This window comes from Actinoplanes xinjiangensis (genome assembly GCF_003148685.1).
GTDB lineage: Bacteria > Actinomycetota > Actinomycetes > Mycobacteriales > Micromonosporaceae > Actinoplanes > Actinoplanes xinjiangensis.
In genome coordinates this window covers 92,236-116,531 of the sequence record NZ_QGGR01000030.1, presented here as the reverse complement: position 1 = coordinate 116,531, position 24,296 = coordinate 92,236, and the positions used below count along the sequence as shown (strand labels likewise).

Sequence of the window (24,296 nt, the reverse complement as noted above, 5' to 3'; positions counted from 1 at the left end):
ACCGACGCGTCGGTGAAGTCGGCCGTGGCCAGCGTGAAACCGGCGGCGGCCAGCAGGACCAGCACGAGCGGATCCCGCAGTTGCGACACGACCCGGCGCCACAACGGCGGAGGCCGGCGGACCGGCAGCACGTTGCCGCCGTCGCGCGCCAGTAGGTCCGCCGCTAGCGCGGAGGAGAGCCCTCCGGGCGTCGCCACCGGCGGCGGTTCGTCGACGGTGGTGGTGCCCATCGGCCCGTTGGGGTGCGCGGGTTCGGTGATCGGCGTCATCGCGTGCGCCTGCTGCTGTTGCCGGCGGCGTTCGCGGTCCGCCCGCCCCGGCGGGCGGACCGCGACAGTCCTCGCCGTGTCATGGCTGTTCGACGGTTCGCTCGGCCGGCAGGCGAGGCGTGCGCGGCGGGCAGGCGCCGTCGCCGTCGGGGACACCGAACCGCAGGACGAGGTACGGATGGCCGGGGCCGGACAACAGCTGCCGGACGGCTTCGCGGGTGACGGTGACCTCGATGGTGACGCTCAACGGTACGACCGAGAGGCCGAGCTCGGTGGCCTTGAGCCAAGCCGCGGACAGGGCCTCCCCGGCCCGCAACCAGTCGAGATCATCGTCACCGGGGCCGTAGAGGATCGCGAAGACCGCCGTCCGGTGGTGTGTGTCCGCGATGGCCATCCTGCCGGGATGACCGAACTCGCGTCCGGGCGTCGTCTGCGACGTCTCCCGGGCGATGACGGTGTCCGGGATGCCGGTGCCGAGAGTGTGGTCATCGCCGGTCCAGTGGTTCATCTCCGCCTGCCAGGCCTCGTCCTCGGACTCGATCGTCTGGGCGTGATCCGTGGCGGCGACCAGATCGAAGAGTTGGCGTGGGCGCAGCACGTGCAGCGACGTGTTCTGCGACTCGGCTGCGGCGGCGATCGAACCGAGTTTCTGTGCGTCGATCGCGGCGCTCTGCACCGGCCGGCGGTCGGTGTGCCGCAGCGCGATGGTCTCCAGGTGCCGGACAGCCGAAGCCTCGACCGGGATCCGGGCATCGACACATACCGTGGCGAGATGCGTGGTTTCCGCCTTGTCGGGCAACCGGGTAACGGTGGCGTGCCGGCCGTCCGCGGCGAGGCTGACCAGGGCGTGGTGCAGTGCGGCGCCGCAGCTCAGGATCGCCAGACGGAGGTCCGGGTCGGTGACGGCCAGGGTCCGGCTCTCGTCGAGGAACAGCTCGAGGTGATCGCCGTGCGCCCGCCACCGCCACGGTTGGGTGTTGTGGATCGACGGCGCGTGGCTCGCCGCGGTGATGGCGTGCGCGAGCGCCCTGGTCACGGCCTGGGCGTCTACGAGTTGAGCGGAAGGCATCTTGGTCTCCTCGTGCCGTGCTGTGCTGTGCGTCGAGCCGGCGGTGCCGGGTTATGCCGTGGGCCAGGTCCAATCGCGGATTTCGGGTAGGTCCTCGCCGGTACGCCGTACGTAGGCGCGGTGTTCGGCGCGTTTGTCGACCATCTGTTGGCGCAGTACGGCGGCTTTGCGGGCGAGGCCGGGGACCCGGTCGATGACGTCCATGACGAGGTGGAAGCGGTCCATGTCGTTGACGACGAGCATGTCGAACGGTGTGGTCGTGGTGCCTTCCTCCTTGTATCCGCGGACGTGCAGGTTGTGGTGGTTGGTGCGGCGGTAGGTCAGGCGGTGGATCAGCCACGGGTAGCCGTGGTAGGCCATGATGATCGGCCGGTCGGTGGTGAAGATGGCGTCGAACTCGGCATCCGGCAGGCCGTGCGGGTGTTCGGCGGCCGGTTGCAGGCGCATCAGGTCGACGATGTTGACCACCCGTACCTTGAGGTCGGGCAGATGCCGCCGCAGCAGGTCGGTCGCGGCGAGGATCTCGCACGTCGGTACGTCACCGGCGGCGGCCAGCACCACGTCGGGGTCACCGTCGTCGTTGCCCGCCCAGTCCCAGATACCGAGGCCGCGGGCGCAGTGCAGGACGGCGTCGTCCATGTCGAGCCAGGTCGGTGCGGGTTGTTTCCCGGCGACGATGACGTTGACGTAGTCGCGGCTGCGCAGGCAGTGGTCGGCGACCGACAGCAAAGTGTTGGCGTCCGGCGGCAGGTAGACCCGGACGACTTCGGCCTTCTTGTTGACGACGTGGTCGATGAACCCGGGGTCCTGGTGCGAGGTGCCGTTGTGGTCCTGCCGCCAGACGTGCGAGGTGAGCAGGTAGTTCAGCGACGGCACGGGTTTGCGCCAGCCCAGGTGCCGGGTGGTCTTCAACCATTTGGCGTGCTGGTTGAACATCGAGTCGACGATGTGGATGAACGCCTCGTAGCAGGAGAACAGGCCGTGCCGGCCGGTCAGCAGATAGCCTTCCAGCCAGCCCTGGCAGGTGGTCTCGGACAGGATCTCCATGACCCGGCCGTGCCGGTCCAGGTGCTGGTCCACGTCGTCGATGCGGGCCTGCCAGGCTTTGCCGGTGGTGTCGAGGACCGCGCCGAGCCGGTTCGACTCGGTCTCGTCCGGCCCGACCAGCCGGAAGTTGCGGTACGCGGCGTTGGCCGTCATCACGTCACGGAGCCAGCCTCCCAGCACCCGGGTCGCCTCGGCGGTCTCGCCGGCCTTGACCGCGTGGTCGCGGAAGGCGGGCAACTCCAGGTCACGCGGGAATCGGCCGCCGTTGGCGTGCGGGTTCGCCGACATCCGCAGGTCACCGCGGGGCAGCCAGTCGACGACCCACGACTGCGGGGTGCCGCCGGCGTCGAACAGTTCGCCGGGCCGATACGAGGTCATCCAGGCATACAGCGCGTCCAGGTGCGCGGCGTCGTCGCGGGCCGCGGTCAGTGGCACCTGGTGGGCGCGCCAGGTTCCCTCCACCGGCTGGCCGGCGACGACCTTCGGGCCGGTCCAGCCCTTGGGGGTACGGAGCACGATCATCGGCCAGCGCGGGCGGTCGGTGACGCCGTCCTCGCGGGCGGCCCGCTGGATCTCGGTGATCTCGTCGAAGACCGTGTCGAGGGTGGCGGCGAGCAGTTGGTGGACGGTGTCCGGGTCGTCACCGTCGACGAGGTAGGGCTTGTGGCCGTACCCCTCGAGAAGTGCTTTGAGGTCGGCGTCGCCGATGCGTGCCAGAACCGTCGGGTTGGCGATCTTGTAGCCGTTGAGGTGCAGGATCGGCAGGACCGCGCCGTCGCCGACCGGGTCGAGGAACTTGTTGGAGTGCCACGACGCGGCGAGGGGCCCGGTTTCGGCCTCACCGTCGCCGATCACGCAGGCGACGACCAGATCGGGGTTGTCGAGGGCGGCGCCATAGGCGTGCGACAGCGAATAGCCCAGTTCCCCGCCCTCGTGGATCGAGCCGGGCGTCTCGGGTGCGACGTGCGACGGGATGCCGCCGGGGAACGAGAACTGGGTGAACAGTCGCTGCATGCCGGTGAGGTCCTGGGAGACCCGCGGGTAGATCTCGGAGTAGGTGCCTTCCAGCCAGGTGTTCGCGACCAGACCGGGACCGCCGTGGCCCGGCCCGGTCACGTAGATGACTTCCCGGCCGCGGGCCGCGATGATCCGTGACAGGTGGGCGTAGAGCAGGTTCAGGCCGGGGGTGGTGCCCCAGTGGCCGAGCAGCCGCGGCTTGACCTGGTCGGGTTGCAGCGGCTCGCGCAGCAGCGGATTGCCCATCAGGTAGATCTGACCGACGGACAGGTAGTTGGCGGCCCGCCAGTACCCGTCGATACGGTGCAACTCATCGGCGCCCAGCGGCTCACCCGCGGCCACCCGCAGCGTGCCGGTGTGGTCGTCGGAGGTGGTGCGGATCGCGGTCATCGGGAGATCGGCGTCATCGGTGTGCCGTTGGCCGGCGACGTGGTGGCAGGTGCGGTAGTGGCGGCCGCCGCGTTCTCCCGGGCGAGGAACGTGCCGAGTTCACCGATGGTGCTCATCAGCGGCGCGGGGAACACGACGGTGCTGTTCTTGTCGACGCCCAGCTCGACCAGGGTCTGCAGGTTACGCAGCTGCAACGCAAGCGGGTGGGCCATCATGATGTCGGCGGCGGTGCCCAGCGAGTCGGCGGCCAAGGCTTCACCCTCGGCGGCGATGATCTTCGCTCGCTTCTCCCGCTCGGCCTCGGCCTGCCGGGCCATGGCCCGTTTCATGCTGTCGGGCAGCTGGATGTCCTTGAGCTCGACAAGGGTGACCTCGACACCCCACTCCTCGGTGGCGACGTCCAGGATCGTCTTGATGTCGATGTTGATCCGGTCGGTCTCGGACAGCGTCTCGTCGAGGGTGTGCTGGCCGACCACCTTGCGCAGGGTGGTCTGGGCGATCTGGTTGATCGCGGCGCCGACGTTCTCGATCGCGACGACGGATTTCTCGGCGTCGACGATGCGGTAGTAGGCGACGGCGGACACGTCGACGCTGACGTTGTCGCGGGTGATGATGCCCTGGGACTGGATCGGCATGGTGACGATCCGCAGGCTCACCCGGTTCAGCACGTCGACGAATGGGATGATCACGGTGAGGCCGGCCTTGCGGACGGCGATGACCTTGCCGAGCCGGAACAGAACGCCCTGCTCGTACTGCTTGACGACTTTCACGGCGAGGAACGCCAGAGCGAGGAGCAGCAGGATGATGAGGGCGATCCACAGGGACCACATGAGGGGATCCTGACTTCGGCCGCAGCCGGATAGTCGTGCCCGAGAAAAGTCTGTTGTGCGAAACGCACCTGATCGCTGCGGCGGGCGAAGAAACGCCGAGACACACACAACGGCCAACTACCAGGCCACCGGGGTCCAGGGCGACATCTCAACCCTACCCCTGCTCAGGGCACCTGGCAGGGGCGCCGTCGGCGGTCTCGGCGAAATGCGCGTACGGTCAACGTGTCGCCCGGGACCCCGGTGGCCATCGAGTTCGCCGTCGCCGCCGACATCTCCCACCATTTCGTGGATCCTGCTGTGGTTGACGCATCCTCGACCGGCCTCGGAGCTGGCACAGGAGCACGGCCGCCACCCTGAGCGGGTGGCACCACCCTCTCCGCACCATCCGCTGGCGCGCTTGGACGCGCCGCGGAACATGTGTCACGAACACTTGAAGGAATGTGAGCGCGATGGTCAACATCGCCAACGAGCACGAATCCTCCGTGACCACCACCGAACCGCCGAAGGACACACGGCACTATCCGGGCACCACCGTCGCCCCGGACTCCGCCACCGCGACGACCGGGCGGACCGCCACCGCGACGCGGTACCTGTCAGCCGGAATCAGGATCGCCCTGGGCTGGGTGTTCCTGTGGGCGTTCCTCGACAAACTGTTCGGTCTGGGGCGCAGTACTCCCGCCGCCAACGCGTGGCTGGACGGCGGCAGCCCCACCGCCGGGTTCCTCGGCAAAGCCACCACCGGCCCGTTCTCCGGGTTCTACCACGCGATCGCCGGGAACGCCGTCGTCGACGTGCTGTTCATGACGGCGCTTCTGGGCATCGGCCTGGCGCTGATCCTCGGCATCGGCATGCGCATCGCCGCAGCCTCGGGGGCGCTGCTGACCGTCCTGATGTGGACCGCCGTCCTGCCGCCGGCGACCAACCCGTTCATGGACGACCACCTCGTCTACGCCGCCGTCCTCGTCCTGCTGGCTCTGCTGGGCGCGGGAAACAAGTGGGGCCTCGGCCGTCGATGGGCGGCGACCCCGCTCGTGCGGCGCAACACCTGGCTCACGTAGAACCGCGCAGCGGGCGCGTTCCGCCTCCCGGACCGTGCCCGCCGCGCGATACGTCGTCCCGTCAACCAGCGCGCCATCACCCCCGCTGCTGCGAGCGGGCCCTCATGTCAGGAGTTCGTCATGATCGATCAGGAACAGGTACCGGACCAGCGCATCGTCGTCGGAGTCGACAGTTCCGCGGGCTCAGCCGAAGCGCTGCGCTGGGCACTCGCCCACGCGCGGCTGACCGGTGCCACTGTAGAGGCCGTCACCGCCTGGCAGGTCCCGCCCATGTTCGCCTACGCCTACGGCTGGACACCCACGGGCATCGACGACGCCGGCATCATCAGGTACGCCGAGAAGACACTGGCGGAGACCGTGGCACAGGTGCAGGGCGAGGACGACCACCCTGTGCCCGTCACGACCCGCGTCCTGGGAGGGCCAGCAGCTCAGGTCCTGATCGAGGCCAGCAAGGGGGCCGAACTGATGGTCCTCGGCAGCCACGGCCACGGCGCCTTCGCCGGGATGCTGCTCGGCTCGGTCAGCCAGCACTGCGTCGAGCACGCCACCTGCCCAACGGTCGTCATCCCGAAATAGACCCATGCCCGACGGCCGGCTACAAACTCAGCGGCCCCGGACACACCAGCACCATGCGCCACCGGTATGCGAAGAGGCCCCACCAATGACCACAGATACGCAAACTCCCGGCAGCGGCGCTATCACCGACGACAGCGCCGAACGCGAAGTCAATGCGCGGGAGCCGCTGACCGACCTGTTCCGGGACCTGCACACATCACCGCAAGGGTTGGCCGGCCGCGAAGCCGCCCGGCGCACGGTCGTCTACGGCGCCAACGAACTGGCCCGGCGCACCGGCCGGCGATGGCCCGCCGAATTGCTGGCGCAGTTCACCCAGCCGCTGGCCATCCTGCTGGCGGTCGCCGCCGGTCTCGCCTGGGCTGGCGGCACCCCGGCGCTCGCGCTCGCCGTGGTGGCGGTGATCCTGCTCAACGCCGGGTTCGCATTCGTCCAGGAGATGCAGGCCGAACACGCCGTCGACGCCCTCGCCGCATTCCTGCCCGCCACGGCCCAGGTGATCCGCGACGGCATCCGCACGGAGATCCCCGCCCGGGAGCTGGTACCCGGCGATGTCCTGATCATCGCCGAAGGTGAACGGATCAGCGCCGACGCCCGCATCATCAGTGGGGCCGTCACTGTCGACCTGTCCGCGCTGACCGGCGAATCAGTGCCCGCCGCACGCGGCGCCGGGCCCACCGGGAACACCGGTTCGATGCTGGACGCCCACGACCTCGTCTTCAGCGGCACCACCTGCACCGGCGGCGAGGCCATCACCGTCGTCACCCGCACCGGCATGCACACCGAACTCGGCCGCATCGCCGCCCTGTCCCAGCGAGGCTCCGCGCAGCCCAGCCCGCTGGAGACACAGGTACGCCGGGCGACGTGGATCATCGCGGTCGTCGCCGTCGCCGTCGGGGTGGCGTTCCTGCCCATCGGCGTCGGGGCCGGCCTCGGCTGGAGCGCCGCGATCAGCTTCTCCATCGGCCTGATCGTCGCGAACGTCCCCGAAGGCCTGCTGCCCATCATCACCCTCGCCCTGGCCGTCGGCGTCCGCGAACTCGCTCGCAAGGGCGCCGTCGTGAAACGCCTCTCCGCCGTCGAGACCCTCGGCTCGACCACCGTCATCTGCACCGACAAGACCGGCACCCTCACCGAGAACCGGATGACCGTCACCCGGATGTGGCTGCCCGGCGCTGAACTCGACGCCACCGGCAAGATCGACGACCCGCGCGCCGCCGTTCTCGCCGCCGCTGCCGCCGCCTGCACCAGCGCGCAGCCACCGGCCGGCGGCCAGCCCACCGGCAGCGGTGATCCCACGGAACTGGCCCTGCTGCGTCTGGCCGCCCACCAGGACGTGGACGTGACCCCGGCGAATCGCGACGCCGCCCGGCGGGCGATCTTCCACTTCGACGCCCACCTCAAACGTATGACCAGCGTCGACGAGACCGACGGCGTCGTCGCCGTACACACCAAAGGGGCGCCCGAGACGGTGCTGCCGTGCTGCGAAACGTTGGACGAGCCGACCCGTCGCGAGTTGCAGCACACCATCGACCGGTACGCGGCCGACGGCCTGCGGGTCCTCGCCGTCGCGTACCGGATCTACGCGGCCGGTGAACCTATCCCGGTACGCCGCGACGAGGCGGAGGCCGGTCTGACGCTGCTCGGCCTGGTCGCGATGGTCGACCCCGCCCGTGCGGGAGTGGCCGAGGCAGTCGCCAGCGCCCACCGGGCGGGTATCCGTATTCATGTCATCACCGGTGACTACGGGCCCACCGCCGCCGCGATCGCCCACCAGGTCGGCATCGGCCTGCCCGGCGGGCGCATCGTGGCCGGCGAGGAACTCGACGGGCTCAGCGACGCCGACCTCGACCACCTCGTCGCCGACGACGACGAGATCGTGTTCGCCCGGGCGTCACCGGAGGCGAAACTGCGGATCTGCGAGGCACTGCGGGCCGGCGGGAACATCGTGGCGATGACCGGCGACGGCGTCAACGACGCCCCCGCCCTGCGTCACGCCGACATCGGCGTGGCGATGGGCCGATCCGGTACGGACGTCGCCCGCGAAGCCGCGACGATGGTCCTCACCGACGACAACTTCGCCACCATCGTCACCGCGGTCAGCGCCGGGCGCCGGGTCTTCGCCAACGTCCGCAAATTCGTGCTCTACATCTTCGCCCACGCCGTACCCGAGGTCGTTCCGTTCCTGGTCTTCGCCCTGTCCGGCGGGGCGATCCCGCTGCCGCTGACGGTGTTGCAGATCCTCGCGATCGACCTCGGCACCGAGACGCTGCCCGCCCTGGCGCTGGGCCGCGAACCGGCCGAGCCGGGCCTGATGGACCGCCCGCCCCGGCCGCGCCGGACCGGGGTGATCGACCGCAAGCTGCTGCTGCGCGCGTGGTTGCTGCTCGGCGGGGTGTCCGCGGTGCTGGTGATGGGCGGCTACCTCTACACGCTGATGCGTGCCGGGTGGCATCTGGGCGATCCGACCGGGCCGGGTACCGCCCTGCACCAGGCCTACCTGCAGGCCACGACGATGACGTTCGCCGGGATCGTCGCCTGCCAGATCGGCACCGCGTTCGCCGCCCGCACCGACCGGGCATCGCTGTTCACCGTTGGCGTTTTCAGCAACCGCCTGCTGCTGTGGGGAATCCTGTTCGAGCTGGTCTTCACCGCCGCCGTCATCTACACACCGTGGCTGCAGGACATCTTCGGCACCGCCGCGCTCAGCGCCACTCAACTCGCGATCGTCGCCCCGTTCCCGTTCATCGTCTGGGGCGTCGACGAAGCGGCACGCTGGGTCGCCCGGCGCCGTCCCGTGCCGGCCGTACAGAAACGAGAGAGCCCGTGACTGCGATCCGCGTTCAGTTCACCCGGTGGCTGTACCAGCACGGCCGCCCCAACCGGCTGGCCCGCACCCTGAACCGGATCTCCGCCCTCCAATTCAGTAGTGGGAAGCTGGCGCCGCGCAACTGGGTGACGCTGGAGGTTCCCGGACGCCGCACCGGCAAGCCCGTGACCTTCCCCCTCGTCGTCGCCGAGCACGAGGGCGAGCGCTACCTCGTGTCCATGCTGGGGGCCACCTCGAACTGGGTGGCCAACGTGCGAGCCGCCGGCGGTCACGCCGTGATCCATCACGGGAAATCCGAGAACGTCCTGCTCACGGACGTCGACCCCGACGCGCGCGCCCCGATCCTGCGCCGCTATCTCGCCGTCGCTCCCGGAGCCCGGCCGCACATGGCCGTCGACCCGCGAGCGCCGCTGCCCGACTTCGACCATGTGGCCGCGCAATACCCGGTCTTCCACGTAACGCACGATCCTGTGCAACAACCGAAACAACCCGCGGCGGTACAGGTGGGGAGCCGCCTGCTCGGTGCCGGCCTGATCCTTCTCGGTACGGCGGTGGCGGCCGTCGCGGTGCTGGGCCGCTGGTGTCGGGTGTGCTGCGCTACCGGCTGGAATCGGCCGGCGCGGCGGGCCGCACCATGGCATCCATCCTCGCTCCTGGAGCTGGACTTCGGCCGGCGGCAGTCCAGCGGACCCCGGAAGGCACGAGCGACAACTCGGTCGGCCTTCCCTCTCGACTCAATGGCCCGTCCAGCACCGGTACCAGGCGTCAAGGACGCTCCATGTCGCTTCGCGATGGCCTGCGGCCGCCCTTGACCCCTGGCATCGGTGCTGGTGGAGGGCTCTTGAGAGGGGCGGTAGAAGAAGCGTTGGCACTGCAACTACCAATCCGGCCGTTCTTGGTGGTGATGAACAGGCCGTCCCCGAGGTCGTGCAGATCGCCGCCCTGTTGTAGGGGTTCGGCGCTGCGGCGTTTCTGGGCCGCGCGGACGTGGGCGCGACGATGCTGGCGGCTGCACGCCCCGGGAGTCACGTTAAAGAAACTTTAAGGAACGCTTGCTCAGCGTCATGAACTGCTGCCACATCACTGCTCGTATATCTCGGCACAAGCAGTACCGAGACGAGGAGGAGCCGTGCATGTATCGACGCGGAATCAGCAGCCGGACGCGCAAGCTGGTGATTGGAGGTGCCGCCGCAGCGCTGCTCGGCTCGGCGCTCGCGGTCGGCACGGGGATGAGCCAGGCCGCCGAACAGGGCAACGCCGGAGCCGGCTCCGGTAACATTAACGCTTTGGTGCCGGCGCTGGGTTTCAGCCCGGGCAATCCGAACGCGACGGCCGACCGCGTTGGCCCTACCGGGGTAAACGTTCCCGGTCGCTGCCCACCCACTCAAGCCCAAGTGAACGCGCAGGTAGCGCTCAAGAATGCGAACCTTCCGAGTGGAACGGACCTCGAAAGCCGCATTCAACGTTTCGAAAGAACCTTGTCCGCGATTCAAGACTTGAAATGCCCTGCATCTTCCACGACTTTGCTGGGCCGCTTGAATTCCTTGACCGCGCTGCGCGCAAACGCGAACCGCGATAACATCCTGCGTGGTTTGGGTTTGAACGAAACGCCAGCGGATAAAGCCGCCGCCACAGGATCCGGTGACGCGGCCGCGAGTGGAGCGACGGGGAACGCCGGAGCCGGCTCCGGTGACATCAACGCTTTGGTGCCGGCGCTGGGTTTCAGCCCGGGCAATCCGAACGCGACGGCCGACCGCGTTGGCCCTACCGGGGTGAACGTTCCCGGTCGCTGCCCACCCACTCAAGCCCAAGTGAACGCGCAGGTAGCGCTCAAGAATGCGAACCTTCCGAGTGGAACGGACCTCGAAAGCCGCATCCAACGTTTCGAAAGAACCTTGTCCGCGATTCAAGACTTGAAATGCCCTGCATCTTCCACGACTTTGCTGGGCCGCTTGAATTCCTTGACCGCGCTGCGCGCAAACGCGAACCGCGATAACATCCTGCGTGGTTTGGGATTGAACGAAACGCCAGCCGGATAAAGCCGTGGCGAATGCGGCGCCGCACAACGCGCCAGCGAAGTGAGCGGCTCGCAGAGCTGCGCCGCGGGCAACGGCAACCTGATCCTTCGCGGATCCTGATCCACCGCACGTAACCGCCTCGCCGGAGGCCCTCGCACCATGGGGGTCTCCGGCGCGTCCGTGTGTGGGCCATGCGCGCGGTGATCTTCGGCTACTCCGGCACGCTGACCGACCCCGGCGATGAGGAGTATCCCGAGCCCCTCGGGCACCGCACCGGCGAGCTGCTCGGCGTCTGCCGCCACGGTTCTGGGAGGCGCTGGCCGGAAGCTCCGGCGAGCGCTGCGGGTGCCGATAATGCCATCCGTGCTGGTCGGGCAGCATGCTCATATTCGTGGAGGAGTCCGCCGAGCCGATCATGTCGGTGGATGCGGAGCCGCCCGAGGGTCGCCGGGTCGGTGGTTGGTTCGGGTAGCGGTGCGTGTGGTCGGGCGTTGGCGATGCCCCGGTGCGGCCGGTGGTCGTTGTAGTGGCGTTCGTGCTCGCGCAGGGCGTACAGCAGATGCGCCTGGTTGAAGATCAGGGTCCGGTCGAGTAGCTCATGGCGGCAGGACTGGATCCACCGCTCCATGATCGAGTTCATCCGGGGCATCCGGACCCCGGTGAGCACGACCTCGATACCGGCGTCGGACAGGATCGCGTCGAGCAGGGCCGGGTCTTTGCCGTCTCGATCACGGATCAGATACTTCACCTGGCCGCCGGGGTCCTCGATGTCCATGACCAGGTTCCGGGCAGCCTGCGCGACCCAGGCGGCGGTCGGATGGGGCGTGACACCGAGAACCCGGACCCGGCGGGTGGCGTGCTCGATCACGGCCAGCACGTACAGGCGGGCGCCGGTCAGCGTCACGGTCTCGAAGAAGTCCGCCGCGATGACGGCCTGGGCTTGGGAGCGCAGGAACGTCGCCCAGGTGCTGTTCGTGCGGTCCGGTGCCGGACGAGGTCAACCGGGCGTAGCGGGGAGCGTTCGAGAGCCGAGGTGCGCCTCATCGCGAATGGGATGACGCCCGGGTCAGGTCGCTTTCTTGAGGCATTCGAGGATCTCGGGCCCGGCGCTTTCGGGTGGGGCTTCTCCGGCCAGGAACGCCTCGCGGGCCTTGTCGGGTGCGTCGGTCGTGTACCAGTCCGCGATGCAGTCGACCACCGCTGCTGGGGCGTCCGCCATGTCGGGGTCGGCCCGGATCTTTGCGACCACGGCGGCTCGGTCGGGCCTGTCTGAAGAGCAGGCGGCGGCCGACAGTAGCAGAGGCGACAGGCAGGACGAGATCAGCAACGCAGCGATCCGGCGGTGTGCGGGCACAGCCGCAGCGTAGCCCGGCGCGTTCCCGGCCGGTGCCCCGTACCCGTCAGATTTTCATCGTCATGTGTCAATTTTTAAACCTTGGTTACTGATGTTTGAGGGTTTCAGCAGCTGGGTCGGCAGCCGGACGCCGGTGGCGGAGAAAAGGGGGGCGGCGGCGGGCGGATCGTTTCGGTTACGTTGACGGCGATCGATGGGTTGGTCCATTGGTCTGATCTTTCGGGGGGATCAATGCGGTTCCGTCTGCCTGCTCATCTGATCCACGTCGCGGTCGCCGTGACCGTTGCGGTCGCCGGCCTTCCGGCCGCGGCGGCCGCTCAAACCGCTCCGCCAGGGCAGCATCCGCCAGCGGCGAACGCGGCGACGGCGACGGCGAACGCGGCGACGGCGAACGCGGCGGCGGCGAACGCGGCGGCGGCGCCCGGGCCTCGGGAGTTCTTCTACGACGCCGCCGGACAGCTGGCCGGAGTCACCGATCCCGCTACCGGGTCGGCGGCCTACCGCTACGACGATGCCGGCAATCTGCTGCGCACCGAGCGGATCGAACCCGGCGCGGTAGCTGTGTTCGCGCTGGTCCCCGCGCGGGGCCCGGCGGGGTCGTCGATCGAGATCGGCGGTGCCGGGTTCAGCGCGACGACCAGCGCCAACGAGGTGACCGTCGACGGCATCGCCGCCGCGGTCAGCCGCGCGACCACCGGCCGGCTGCGCATCCAGATCCCGAGCGGCGCCACGGACGGCGTGGTGAAGGTGAGCGTCGGCGGCCACTCCGCCACGAGCCCCCGGCCGTTCCGGGTCGAGGACGGCGCGCCGGTGCCGGGCATCACCGCCCTGTCGACCGACCGGGGCAACAAGAACGACCTGGTGACCATCACCGGCACCGGCTTCGACACCGACCCGGCGCGCAACGTGGTGATGTTCCACCGCACCACCGCCCGGGTGCAGGAGGCGAGCGCCACGACGCTCAAGGTGCGGGTCCCCGCGGCGGCGCAGTCCGGGAAAGTGTCGGTGCGTACGGCCGGCGGCACCGCGGAGAGCGCGGGTGACTTCTACGTCGCTCCGCGGGGCTTCGTGATGAGCAACCTGGTGCCCAGCGGCCGGATCAAGGCAGGCAGCCCGTCGCTGACGGTGACCGTGCCGGCCGGCAAGGCGGCGCTGGTGCTGATCGACGGCGTCGCGGGCGAGAACCTCAACCTCAAGTTCGACGGCAACACCGTCCCCAAGCGCTCGGCGTTGTGGCTCTACCAGCCCTACGGCGGCAACTTCGCCCGCGGGGTGCTCGGCGATCCCCTCGACCTGTGGTCCGGCGGCCCGCTCAGCCAGGACCTGCCGAAGCTGACTGCGACCGGCACCTATGCCATGGTCATCAAGCCCAACGACGGCGCGTCGGGCAGCATGCGCATCACCGCGTCGAACACGCTGAGCGGAACGGCACTGACCGCCGACGGCTCCGGGGTCCCGTTCCAGATCACCGTGCCCCAACAGCCGTTCCAGACCACGTTCGCGGCCACCGCCAACCAGTGGATGAGCTTCGGCCTCACCGAGCTCAGCGAGCCGGCCAACACGTACGTGGTCAAGGTGACCGCGCCCGACAACTCGGTGTTCACGTGGCAGGCGTCGCTGACCCGTTACACGCCCACGATGGTGTTCAAGCCCAAGCAGACCGGCACCTACAAGCTCTCCATCACCTTCGGTGCGAACGAGCTCGGCTTCGGCCGGGTCTGGCTGTCCACCGTCATCAACGGCGCCACGATGACCGTCAACGGCTCCTCCGTGCCGGTCGCCATCCAGCGTCCCGGGCAGTCCGTACGACTGCCGTTCGCCGGCACGACCGGTCAAGTGCTGCAACTCGGCTACACCGACAACACGCTGCAGCAGAACGACCGGCCCGCGTACCCGGCGGCGATCATGGTGGAGCCCGACGAGGTCCAGGTGACCCTCGAGACCGGGTGGGCCGAGTCGCGGGACATACCCACGCTGCGCAAGACCGGGCAGCACAGCATCTTCGTCACGGGCTGGCACGCCGTCGGCGGCCTCAACGCCTGGCTGTCCACCCGGGCCGAGGGCGGCGAGCTGCCGGTCAACGCCATGAAGACCGTGACCGTCGACCGGCCCGGCCGCGACGTGTGGCTCGACTTCAACGGGGTGCAGGGCCGGCCGCTCTACCTCGGCACGACGGACCGGTCCCTGCCCGGTGAGGTGAACCTGCGCCTCTACAAGCCGGACGGGTTCCTGGTGTCGCTCGGCAGCGGCCGCTCCATCGACATCGCGGCGCTGCCGGTCACCGGCAAGTACCGGCTGCAGGTCGATCCCGAGTCCGCCGGCAAGGGCACACTCGCCGTGGTTGCGGCCGAGCCGCGCAACGTGGGCGCGCTGACTCCGGACGCGCCCGCCACCAAGGCGGACGTCGCCCTGCCGGGTCAGCGCATCGTGGCCACGTTCACCGGGACCGCCGGCCAGCGGCTGTCCTTCGGCGCCACGGGCGACATCGACTTCGTGCTGACCCGGATCTACAAGCCGGACAACGCCCAGCTCGACTTCTGGGGAACCATCGATCTGCGCTACGGCATCGACCTGCCCGCGCTGCCGGCCGCCGGGACCTACCGCATCGAGCTGACCCCGAACAACGCGGCCACGGGCGCGTACAACCTCCTGCTGTCCTCGGAACTCAACCTCGGCAAGGCCGAGGTCGGCGGCGCGGCCAAGAGCTTCCCGATCGCCCGGCCCGGCCAGAACGGCCTGATGACCTTCGACGGTACGGCCGCAGTCACCACCCAGATCACGCTGTCCAACCTCAACCTGGGCGGCAACACGATCTACTTCACGGTCCTGGACCCGGCCGGCGCGGTGCTGGCGCGGCGCTGGCGCATGTACTACTTCACCGAGCTGCTGCCCAGCCTGCCGACGACCGGCACGTACACGCTGATCTTCGACCCGGGCAACGGCGCGACCGGATCGTTCGACATGGCCGTGCACCGCAAGGCGGCCGCGGCGGCTACCAAGGCGCCCTTCAAGGAGGAGCCGGGCACGGCCGGGGCGGTTCTGCCCAGCTGCGCCACCGGCGCCGAGCAGAAACCGGCGCTGAGCGCTCCCGTCCTGCAGCAGCCCGGTGAGCCCGCTGCGGCTCCCGCGCCGCCACCGGCGACCGCGCAGGCGTGCGAGGACACCGGATGGACGCCCGACGCGAAGAACCTGGCCGGCGTGGACTGGTCCACCCGCCGTGCGCCGGCGCCCACCCGGGAACGGGCGCTGCAGTTCCCCGCCGGCGTGACCGGTGTGGTGGGCCGGGTGCTCGCCACCGGAGGCAACCCCCTGGGCGGTGTCACCGTCAGCGCCCGCGGCAAGACTACGACGACAGGTGCGGACGGCCGGTTCGCCCTCGCCGGTCTCCCGTCCGGGCATCTCGCGCTGCGTGTCGACGGGCGGGGCACCACCGGTACCGCCCGCGGGACGTACGGGGTCTTCGACATCGGCGTGGACGTCACCCACGGTGAGGTGCTTGTCCTGCCGTACACGGTCTTCCTGCCGAAGATCGACGTCCGGGCCACGGTCTCCGTGCCGAGCCCGACCACCCGCGAGATCGTGCTGACCACGAAGGCCATTCCCGGCCTCGAGGTGCACATCCCGAAGGGCACCGTGATCCGCGACGCCGACGGCAACGTCGCCCACGAGCTGAGCCTGACGCCGATCCCGATCGACCGGCCGCCGTTCCCCCTGCCGCCCACCCGCGTCCCGGTGTACTTCTCCGTCCAACCCGGTGGCGGGGTCCTCTTCCCGGAGGGCGCGCGGATCGTCTATCCGAACTACACCAGGGAAGCGCCGGGCACCCGGACGCAGTTCTGGAACTACGACCCCGACGTCAAGGGCTGGCACCTGTACGGCCTGGGCACAGTCACCCCGGACGGCAAGCAGATCGTCCCCGACCCGGACGTCAAGTTCTACCGGCTCACCGGCGCGATGACCGCGGTGCCGGGCATGAACCCCGCCCAGAACGCACCCCGGCCCAACGGCGCCCGGGTCGGTGACCCGGTGGACCCGTCCACCGGCCTGCTCGTGGACGAGGCCGTCGACCTGACCGTCGACGACATCGTGCCGATCGAGATCAAGCGCACCTATCAGCAGGGCGACGTGGACACCCGGGCGTTCGGCGTCGGCACCAACTTCGACTACGGGCTGTTCCCCTGGTCGCCGGGGCAGATCGGCAACTTCGACTTCCAGCAGTTCGATCTCGTCCAACCGGACGGCAGCAAGATCCACTACTCCCGGACGTCCCCCGGCAACGACTACGCCGGCGCGATCTTCAAGGCCGACCCCACACCGACCCGGTACGACGGCTCGACCGTGGCCTGGAACGGCGACGGCTGGGACGTCAAACTTCGTGACGGCACCGTGTACGTGCTCGGCGACGAGTCGCCGGTGCAGGAGATCCGTGACAAGTTCGGCAACACCACCACCATCACCCGGGCCACCGCCGCGCCCGGCACCGACGGCAAGGTCCGCCTCAACGGCGCGGTCACCCAGATCACCTCGCCGAACGGCCGATGGGTGAAGTTCAGCTACGACCAGGCCAATCCGCCGAAGATCACGTCCATCGAGGACAACATCGGCCGCAAGGTCGGCTACACCTACGACACCGGCAACCGGCTGTCCACCGTCACCGACACCCGCGGCGGCGTCACCCGCTACACGTGGGAGAACGGCCTGCTCAAGAGCATCACCGACCCGCGCGGCACCGAGTACCTGGTCAACACCTACGACGCGAACAAGCGGGTGAAGACCCAGAAGGGCCCGGACGGCGGTCTGATCACCTTCGACTACGTCACCTCCGGCACCTCGGTCACCGAGACGACGATGACCGACCCGGAGGGCAACAAGCGGCGCTTCACCTTCAACGCGCAGGGCCAGGTCCTCACCGACACCAAGGCGTACGGCACCGGCCTCGCCCAGACCACGACCACGACCTACGACACGTCCGGCGTCCGCCGCGCCGCCACGGTCGACGCGCTGAACCGGCGCACCGCCTACACGTACAACGCCGCCGGGCAGGTCAACAAGATCACCGTGCTGGACGGCACAGCCCAGGCCCGGAGCGAGACGTTCGACTGGACGGGGCCCTACGCCGAGCTGACCAGGCACACCGACGGCTACGGCAAGGCGACCGTCTACGAGATCGACGGCAAGGGATACCTCAAGAGCGTCACCGACCGGCAGAATCGCAAGTCGCTGGTCACGACGGACGCGGCCGGCCAGGTCACCCGGCTCACCGACCCGGCCGGCAAGGCGGTCACCACGGTGTACGCCGGCTCCGACGCGGTGCAGACGACCGACGAGGCCGGCAACGTCAGCCGCACCGCGTACGACGGGATCGGCCGTCCGGTCCGGGCCACCGACGGGCTCGGTGTGCGCACCGACACCACCGTCGACGCGGCCGGCCTGGTCCGCGCCGTCACCGACGGCCTCGGCCGTACCACCCGCTTCGACTACGACGCCAACGGCAACCGCACCGAGGTGACCGACGCCCGCGGCGGCACCACCCACTTCGGCTACAACACCCGCGACCAGGTCGAGACGGTGACCGATCCGGCCGGGCAGTCCGAGGCCTACGAGTACGACCTCAACGGCAACGCGGACAAGCACACCAGCCGCCGCGGCGTGGTCACCGAGAACGCGTACGACGAGCTCGACCGGCTCCGACAGCGCACGGTGACCGGCGGCGGCACGATCACCTACGGCTACGACGCGGGGAACCGGCTGCGCCGCACCGAGGACAGCGTGTCCGGCGTGGTCACCACCGACTACGACGATCTGGACCGGATCACCGGCGAGGGCACACCGCAGGGCAGCGTGGCCTACAGCTACACCGCCGCGGTTCGTGATCGGACCCTCACCGTCGCCGGGCGTACCGCGACCCGGCACCTGTACGACGCCAACGGTGCCCTGCAGGAGATCCAGCAGGGCGGCACCGCGGTGACGACCGTCGGCCGCGACGTCACCGGCCGCGCCGAGCGGGCCGGCGCACCGAGCACCGGCATCAGCCAGACCTATGCGTACACCGACGCCGGCCAGGTCAAGACCATCACCTACCGCAACGGCACCACCGTGCTGGGCGACCTGGGCTACGAGTACGACGCCGCCGGCCGGCCGATCCGCGTCACCGGCACGTACTCGCGGACCGCCCTGCCGCCGGAGTTCGGCCCGGCCACCTACGACGCCGCGAATCGGATCGAGAAGGTCGCCGACACGGCGGTCACCCACGACGCCGACGGCAACATCACCTCCGACGGCGTCACCACCTACACCTGGAACGCGCGCGGCGAACTCGCCGCCCTGTCCGGCGCGGACCGGAGCGCATCCTTCACGTACGCCACCGACGGGCGCCGCACCGGGCGAACCGTCGACGGTGCCACCACCACCTATCTCTACGACGGCACGAACCCGTTGCAGGAGAGCGTGAACGGTGCCGTCACCGCCACCATGACCAGCGCGGGCACCGACGGCTTCCAGCTGCGCGAGAGCGGCGGCACCACCCGGCGCTACCTCACCGACGCGCTGGGCAGCACGGTGGGCCTGGTCGACACGACCGGGGCCGGGGCGGCGTACTCCTACGAGCCGTTCGGCGCCACCACCGTCACCGGCACCGACAACGGCAACCCGTACCGCTACACCGGCCGCGAGGACGACGGCACGGGACTCTACTTCTACCGCGAGCGGTACTACAGCCCGGTTCTGCAACGGTTCCTCAGCGAGGACCCGATCGGTTTCGCCGGCGGCCTCAACCTGTACGCCTACGTCAGCAACCAGCCGACCCTGCTGACCGACCCCACCGGCGAGAAGCCGGCCAACCCGGGCGGTGGCTCCGGGGGCACCGGCGACGACGGCTACATCCCCGGCTACTACCTGCTGGACAAGGGCTTCAAGGCGCCGAAACAGACGACACCGGGCACCCGGATCATCGAGGGCACCTACAACAACAACCGTGGCCCCGGCGGGGAACGGCAGGAACCGTGGACCGCTCATTACGATCAGTACGGCCGGCTCATCGGGCGCACCGACTACAACGCCGGACTGCCGGGCCAGGGCATCCCGGACACCCATTACCACCGGTTCGTGTACGGCCCCGGAAAGAACGGCCACGAGATCGAGAAACACGTACCGGGAGAGTTCACGCCATGACCATCGATCCACTGGCGGCCTACGACGCCCTGCTCGCCCGCGCCGCGTGGGTGATCGGGCGGGTCGAGATCGACAACGCCGCCGACGGCCTGCGCCTGTCCATCCAGGCGCGGGCCACCGCCCCCGGGGCAGGAGAGGCACCGGTGCTCCGCTTCACCGGAGTCACCGGGCTCGAGTTCCACCAGGAGGCCGGCGACCTGCCGCTCGGGCTCCAGATCGTCGACATGGCCGCGGACGGCTGGGAGGACCTGCGCTGGCGGGTCACCGACCCCGAGTACGGGATCGCCTCCTTCTGGTGCGCCGGCTTCACCGTCGGCGAGCGCTGACCACGAGTACGCACATGGGGGAGGACACGATGGGAAGACGTACCCGGCGACTCGCCGGAACGGTGCTCGCTGCCGCGGTCGCCGTCACGCTGACCGGTGCTGCCGGCAGCGCGGCGGCGGCGCCCTTGACCGGCCCGGTGTACGTGCCGGCCGGAGGGGCCGTCAAGGACCGCTACATCGTCACGCTCAAGGACGATGCGGGACCCGCGGCCCTCGCGTCGGACTCGGTCACTGACCGGTACGGCGGGGAGGTCGTCCACTCGTACGGCACGGCTCTGCACGGCTTCGCGCTGCGGGCGACCGAGACGCAGGCCCGCCGGCTCGCGGCCGACCCCCGGGTGGCCCGGGTCGAGGCCGACGCCGTCGCGTACGGGACGACGTCGCGGCCGTACCCGTTGTGGAACCTCGACCTGGTCGACCAGCGCTCGTCCGTGCTGGACGACATGTACAGCTATCCGGACTCGGCGGGCAGCGGTGTGACCGCCTACGTCATGGACACCGGCATCCGCACCACGCACAGCCAGTTCGGCGGGCGCGCCACCATCGGCGCGGACACCGTGCAGGACGGCTGGAACGGCCAGGACTGCAACGTCGACGGGCACGGCACCCACGTGGCCGGCACGGTGGGCGGAGCCACGTTCGGCATCGCCTCACGGGTGTCCCTGGTCTCGGTGCGGGTGCTCGGCTGCAACAACGCGGGCCTCTACAGCGAGATCATCGCCGGCGTGGACTGGATCACGCAGAACGGCGTCCACCCCGCGGTGGTCAACATGAGCCTGGGCGGCTCGCGTTCCACCGCACTGGACACCGCTGTCACCAACTCGATCAACGCCGGCTTCACCTATGTCGTGGCGGCCGGCAACTGGAACGCCAACGCCTGCGACTACAGCCCGGCGGCGGTGCCCGGCGCGATCACCGTCGGGGCGAGCAACTCGATCGGGGAGCGCGCGACCGGCTGGGGTGGCACCCAGTCCGGCTCGGACTACGGCACGTGCGTCGACCTGTTCGCCCCCGGCCAGGAGATCCGGTCGGCCCACAACGCCACCGACAACGCCACGCGCGTCCTCAAAGGCACTTCCATGGCGGCACCGCACGTCGCCGGGGCTGCTGCACTGCTGCTCGCCGACCAGCCGACACTGACGCCGGCCCAGGTGGCCGCCGCGCTGACCGCCGGCGCCACTCCCGGTGCGCTGCGCGCGGACACGCTTCTCGGCTCACCGAACCGGCTGCTCCACGTCGAGCATCCACCGGTCGAGAGCCTCCGCCGCCGATGACCGGCCCCCGTCGCCGGACAGTGCTGGCCGCCGGGCTCACGAGCGCGGCGGCCGGCCTGACCGGCTGCTCCGATCCCGCTCCTCCACCCGTGCAGACCGCCCCCAGCGTGCTCACCGGCAACCCCGTCGTGGTCGCGCCCGTCCGCCGGGCCGCGGTCCTGACCGCGTACGACGTCACCGCCGCCGAACTGGCGGCGCCACTGTCCGCCCTCGAGGAACGCCTGCGCGGCACGGCCGCCACGATCGCGGTAGGGGCGTCGCTGTTCGACGGCCGGTTCCCGATCGACAGGCCCCGGCTGCTCAGCGAGATGCCGGCCTTCCGGGCCGACGTGCCCGACCCACAGTGGTGCCACGGCGATCTGCTCGTCCAGGCTGTCGCCGACGACCTCGAGCAGCTGCGCGGGCCGGCCCGCCCCTCCGTGCCGGGCCTGCGACGGCGATGGAGCATCGAGGGCTCCCACCCGAGCGCGCCCGGACCCGGCATCCGTAACGCGTTCGGTTTCCAGGAAGGCCTCGGCAACCCGGATGCCGCCGACCGGCAGCTGATGGGAGACCTGATCTGGGTGCAGCCCGGCGACGGCGAACCCGCCTGGTGCACCGGCGGCACCTATCAAGTGGTCCGGCTCATCCAGATGGCGATGCCGACCTGGGACTCCGATCCGGTCGCCGAGCAGGAGCGCGTGATCGGCCGGTACAAGGACACCGGAGCTCCCCTGAGCGGGCAACGACAGACCGACGAACCCGACCTCGACGGCGAGGCGATCGCCGTCGACGCCCACATCCGCCTGGCGAACCCGAGAACGCCGGACAGCATGGCCCACCGCATCCTGCGGCACGGCTACACCTACCGGCTGTCCGCGGAGAACACCGGCCAGATCTTCATCTGCTACCAGCGGGACGTGGAGAAGGGCTTCACCACGATCCAGCGCCGCCTCGCCGGCGAGGCGATGGAGCGGTATCTGCTGCCGTTCGGCGGCGGCTATTTCTTCGTCCTGCCACCGGCCGGCGTCCGGGCACTCATCGGCTGACAGGCCTGCAGGTGCCGAGAATGTCATCCAGGCTGTTCAAGCGGCATGAGTACGCGCTTCACCACGACGGGATGCGCCTGGCATGCCTGCGCCACCAGGATCGCCTTCACGAACGGCGCCGGCCTGGAAGCGGTCGCCGGACCTGTGTGCGGGCGGTCCGTCCATCGGGGCCCAGGAATCTGCGCCGGCCGATCACCCGTGCCTTGTCAGAGCAGCACCAGCTCCTGTGTGAGGGTGTCGGTCCACGTACGCCGGACGAAGTTGCACCCGGAATGTTCGACGAACTGCTGCAGGGTGCGCACCGTGCCGATGCCGAGCCGATCGACCGGTGGCGTGTGCAGCATGTAGAGCACCCTCCGGCGGCTCAGCTCCTCGAGCCGGGCCCAGTCCTCGGCGGCATGGTCGCTCCAGTGCCGTGGCCTGTCCTCGCGGATGTAGTAGTGCCAGGTCAGCACCTCGGTCGGGTGGAACAGGTCATAACCCCGGGTGAAAGCCCGCAGCGCGAGGGTGATCTCCTCGCCGTGGAAGTAGATGTTCGGGTCGTAGGGGACCTCGACGGTGAAGGAGCCCGGTGCGAAGAGGAAACCGGCGGCCAGGAAGTTCGCGGGTTTGGGTGGCACACCCGGTGCCGCGCCATCGATCAGGCGCTGACCGAACATGGGTATCCCGAAAGCCGTCCAGTCGTTGACGATGATCTCGGCCGGTTGCCCTTCGCCGGTGAACTCCTGATCCGGTTCGTAACTGGCCGGGTACGCGGTGAGGACGGGTTTCGCCGCACCGGTCTCGGCCGCCATCCGGAGCATCCGCGCGTCCCAGCCCGGCGCGAACCGGGTGTGGCTGTCCACCTGCAGCAGCCACTCCTCGCCGCGGTACTGCTGGAACGTCTTGTCGCGGGCCCAGCAGGCGCCCCGGCTCTCCCTGGCGTCGTACTCCTGGATGTCGACCTGGGGCAGGTCCCGGATCGCGGAGATGTCCTCGTCACCGAGGTGCTGCCAGCAGACCGCGATGCGGATTTCGTCCGGCCTCGCCGCCTTGGCGATACAGTCCAGCACCGTCGGGACCAGTTCCCGGTCGCGGTACGACGCGATGGCCACGAAGATCGTCACGGCACCGCCACCATCGCGTGCGACTGGAACAGCACGGCCAGGGCGCGATGCTCGTCGGCCGGGTCGGTCACCGGGAGCAGGCGGCCCCGCGACCGGATGTGCTCGGTGAGCTCCGGCTGCGGCGCCAGACCGTACTCCCGGGCGTAGTAGGCGACCGACTCGGGCCACAGCCACCGGCCGTCGGTGCGATAGGTCATCGGGACGACCGGGCCGCGATCCGGTCGCACCACGTCGGGCGTACGCGACGTGGTGGCCAGTACCGGGGCGCCCGCGTCCAGGTAGGCGACCACCCGCGCGAGATCCTCACCGGACAGGCGCTCGTGCCCGTCGGTGAACCGGGCCCCGGCGTCGTCCACGACGTCGAAGACCCGGGCGATCCGGAGCGGTTCGGTGTCCCGGTCGGCCCACAGCAGGGCGCTGGAGTTGCGGGCCGCGGCCTGGTACGGCGGAAGCTTGTCCCCGGTGACGTACACCTCGACCAGGGGCGCCGTGATCCCGGCCGTGGCCAGCGCACGCATCACCGTGGCCGCCGCCGTGGCCGGTGAGCCGGTCGTCTCGAGGACGTAGACCGCGGCTGGCGGGATCACCTGCGCAGCCCAGTCCGGGGCGATCCGCCAGCTGCGCCACAGGGCCACCGCCCCGGGCAGGCCCGCGACGGTCTGTACCGCCACCCGGTCGGGCTCCTCCATCAGGCCGGCCCGGCCGATCAGATCGGTCAGCGGCGGCGCCTGCCCGCCGAAAGCACGTTTGCCCGGCTGGGAGACGGAGAAGGTGAACGCCAGTTCGAGGGTGCTCTCCGGCTCGGGGAGCGACACCGTGCCGGTGTCGGCCAGCCGCAGCCTGGCCTCGGCCAGCATCGCGTCGGGGACCCGGCCGCCGAGGTTCAGCAAGGCGGTGTGGAGCTGGTCCTGGTCGGTCATCCCGGCATTCGACCACG

Annotated in this window: 17 protein-coding genes; 9 read left to right on the top strand and 8 right to left on the bottom strand. The window is 69.8% G+C overall.

Going from position 1 to position 24,296, the window contains the following annotated elements:
- The 4 genes from BC793_RS40665 to BC793_RS40650 all read right to left on the bottom strand — a co-directional run.
- On the bottom strand, positions 1-269 hold a 269-nt coding region (locus BC793_RS40665; protein ID WP_211340659.1), incomplete at its 3' end, for a cation-transporting P-type ATPase.
- Positions 270-348: 79 nt separating this feature from the next.
- Positions 349-1,338, bottom strand: coding sequence for an Acg family FMN-binding oxidoreductase (locus tag BC793_RS40660; RefSeq protein ID WP_109601950.1), 990 nt, complete (start codon positions 1,336-1,338; stop codon positions 349-351).
- A gap of 51 nt (positions 1,339-1,389) precedes the next feature.
- Positions 1,390-3,792, bottom strand: coding sequence for a phosphoketolase family protein (locus BC793_RS40655; RefSeq protein ID WP_109601949.1), 2,403 nt, complete (start codon positions 3,790-3,792; stop codon positions 1,390-1,392).
- Positions 3,789-4,622, bottom strand: coding sequence for a slipin family protein (locus BC793_RS40650; RefSeq protein WP_109601948.1), 834 nt, complete (start codon positions 4,620-4,622; stop codon positions 3,789-3,791). The genes BC793_RS40655 and BC793_RS40650 overlap by 4 nt, the downstream gene beginning before the upstream one ends.
- 449 nt (positions 4,623-5,071) lie before the next feature.
- Here BC793_RS40650 and BC793_RS40645 point away from each other — a divergent pair, with 449 nt between their 5' ends.
- The 5 genes from BC793_RS40645 to BC793_RS40625 all read left to right on the top strand — a co-directional run bounded on the left by BC793_RS40645 (position 5,072) and on the right by BC793_RS40625 (position 11,122).
- The gene (locus tag BC793_RS40645) at positions 5,072-5,680 is read left to right on the top strand and encodes a DoxX family membrane protein (RefSeq protein WP_109601947.1); all 609 of its coding nucleotides are present in this window, start codon (positions 5,072-5,074) and stop codon (positions 5,678-5,680) included.
- A gap of 120 nt (positions 5,681-5,800) precedes the next feature.
- Positions 5,801-6,256, top strand: coding sequence for a universal stress protein (locus BC793_RS40640; RefSeq protein ID WP_109601946.1), 456 nt, complete (start codon positions 5,801-5,803; stop codon positions 6,254-6,256).
- Between the two features lie 85 nt (positions 6,257-6,341).
- Entirely contained in the window at positions 6,342-9,083 is a 2,742-nt protein-coding gene (locus tag BC793_RS40635) for a cation-translocating P-type ATPase (RefSeq protein ID WP_109601945.1), read from the top strand.
- Positions 9,080-9,895: a nitroreductase/quinone reductase family protein gene (locus BC793_RS40630; RefSeq protein WP_239170730.1), complete on the top strand. Its 816-nt coding sequence runs from the start codon at positions 9,080-9,082 to the stop codon at positions 9,893-9,895. The genes BC793_RS40635 and BC793_RS40630 overlap by 4 nt, the downstream gene beginning before the upstream one ends.
- Positions 9,896-10,216: 321 nt before the next feature.
- Positions 10,217-11,122, top strand: coding sequence for a hypothetical protein (locus tag BC793_RS40625; protein ID WP_249037411.1), 906 nt, complete (start codon positions 10,217-10,219; stop codon positions 11,120-11,122).
- Positions 11,123-11,312: 190 nt separating this feature from the next.
- Here BC793_RS40625 and BC793_RS40620 read toward each other — a convergent pair whose 3' ends face one another.
- Positions 11,313-12,005 carry an integrase core domain-containing protein gene (locus BC793_RS40620; RefSeq protein WP_239170728.1) on the bottom strand — a complete coding sequence of 231 codons (693 nt, stop codon included), beginning with the start codon at positions 12,003-12,005 and terminating at the stop codon, positions 11,313-11,315.
- Positions 12,006-12,167: 162 nt separating this feature from the next.
- Complete coding sequence (locus BC793_RS49235) at positions 12,168-12,455, bottom strand: hypothetical protein (protein ID WP_146246689.1); 288 nt, start codon at positions 12,453-12,455, stop codon at positions 12,168-12,170.
- Between the two features lie 231 nt (positions 12,456-12,686).
- Between BC793_RS49235 and BC793_RS40610 the strand changes: the two genes are divergently transcribed.
- The 4 genes from BC793_RS40610 to BC793_RS40595 are packed head-to-tail and all read left to right on the top strand — an operon-like array spanning position 12,687 to position 22,253.
- Positions 12,687-19,625 (top strand): RHS repeat-associated core domain-containing protein, encoded by a 6,939-nt coding sequence (locus tag BC793_RS40610; protein WP_109601942.1) that lies wholly within the window; start codon positions 12,687-12,689, stop codon positions 19,623-19,625.
- Positions 19,622-19,951: a hypothetical protein gene (locus BC793_RS40605; RefSeq protein ID WP_109601941.1), complete on the top strand. Its 330-nt coding sequence runs from the start codon at positions 19,622-19,624 to the stop codon at positions 19,949-19,951. Before BC793_RS40610 ends, BC793_RS40605 begins: the two co-directional genes overlap by 4 nt.
- 29 nt (positions 19,952-19,980) lie before the next feature.
- Complete coding sequence (locus BC793_RS40600; RefSeq protein ID WP_239170727.1) at positions 19,981-21,225, top strand: S8 family peptidase; 1,245 nt, start codon at positions 19,981-19,983, stop codon at positions 21,223-21,225.
- Entirely contained in the window at positions 21,222-22,253 is a 1,032-nt protein-coding gene (locus BC793_RS40595) for a Dyp-type peroxidase (protein WP_109601939.1), read from the top strand. Before BC793_RS40600 ends, BC793_RS40595 begins: the two co-directional genes overlap by 4 nt.
- 206 nt (positions 22,254-22,459) lie before the next feature.
- On the opposite strand, the gene BC793_RS40590 is transcribed toward BC793_RS40595, so the two are convergent.
- Both BC793_RS40590 and BC793_RS40585 read right to left on the bottom strand, forming a co-directional pair.
- Positions 22,460-23,359 carry a GlcNAc-transferase family protein gene (locus BC793_RS40590; protein WP_109601938.1) on the bottom strand — a complete coding sequence of 300 codons (900 nt, stop codon included), beginning with the start codon at positions 23,357-23,359 and terminating at the stop codon, positions 22,460-22,462.
- Positions 23,356-24,279, bottom strand: coding sequence for a hypothetical protein (locus BC793_RS40585; RefSeq protein ID WP_109601937.1), 924 nt, complete (start codon positions 24,277-24,279; stop codon positions 23,356-23,358). The genes BC793_RS40590 and BC793_RS40585 overlap by 4 nt, the downstream gene beginning before the upstream one ends.
- Between the last annotated feature and the right edge of the window lie 17 nt (positions 24,280-24,296).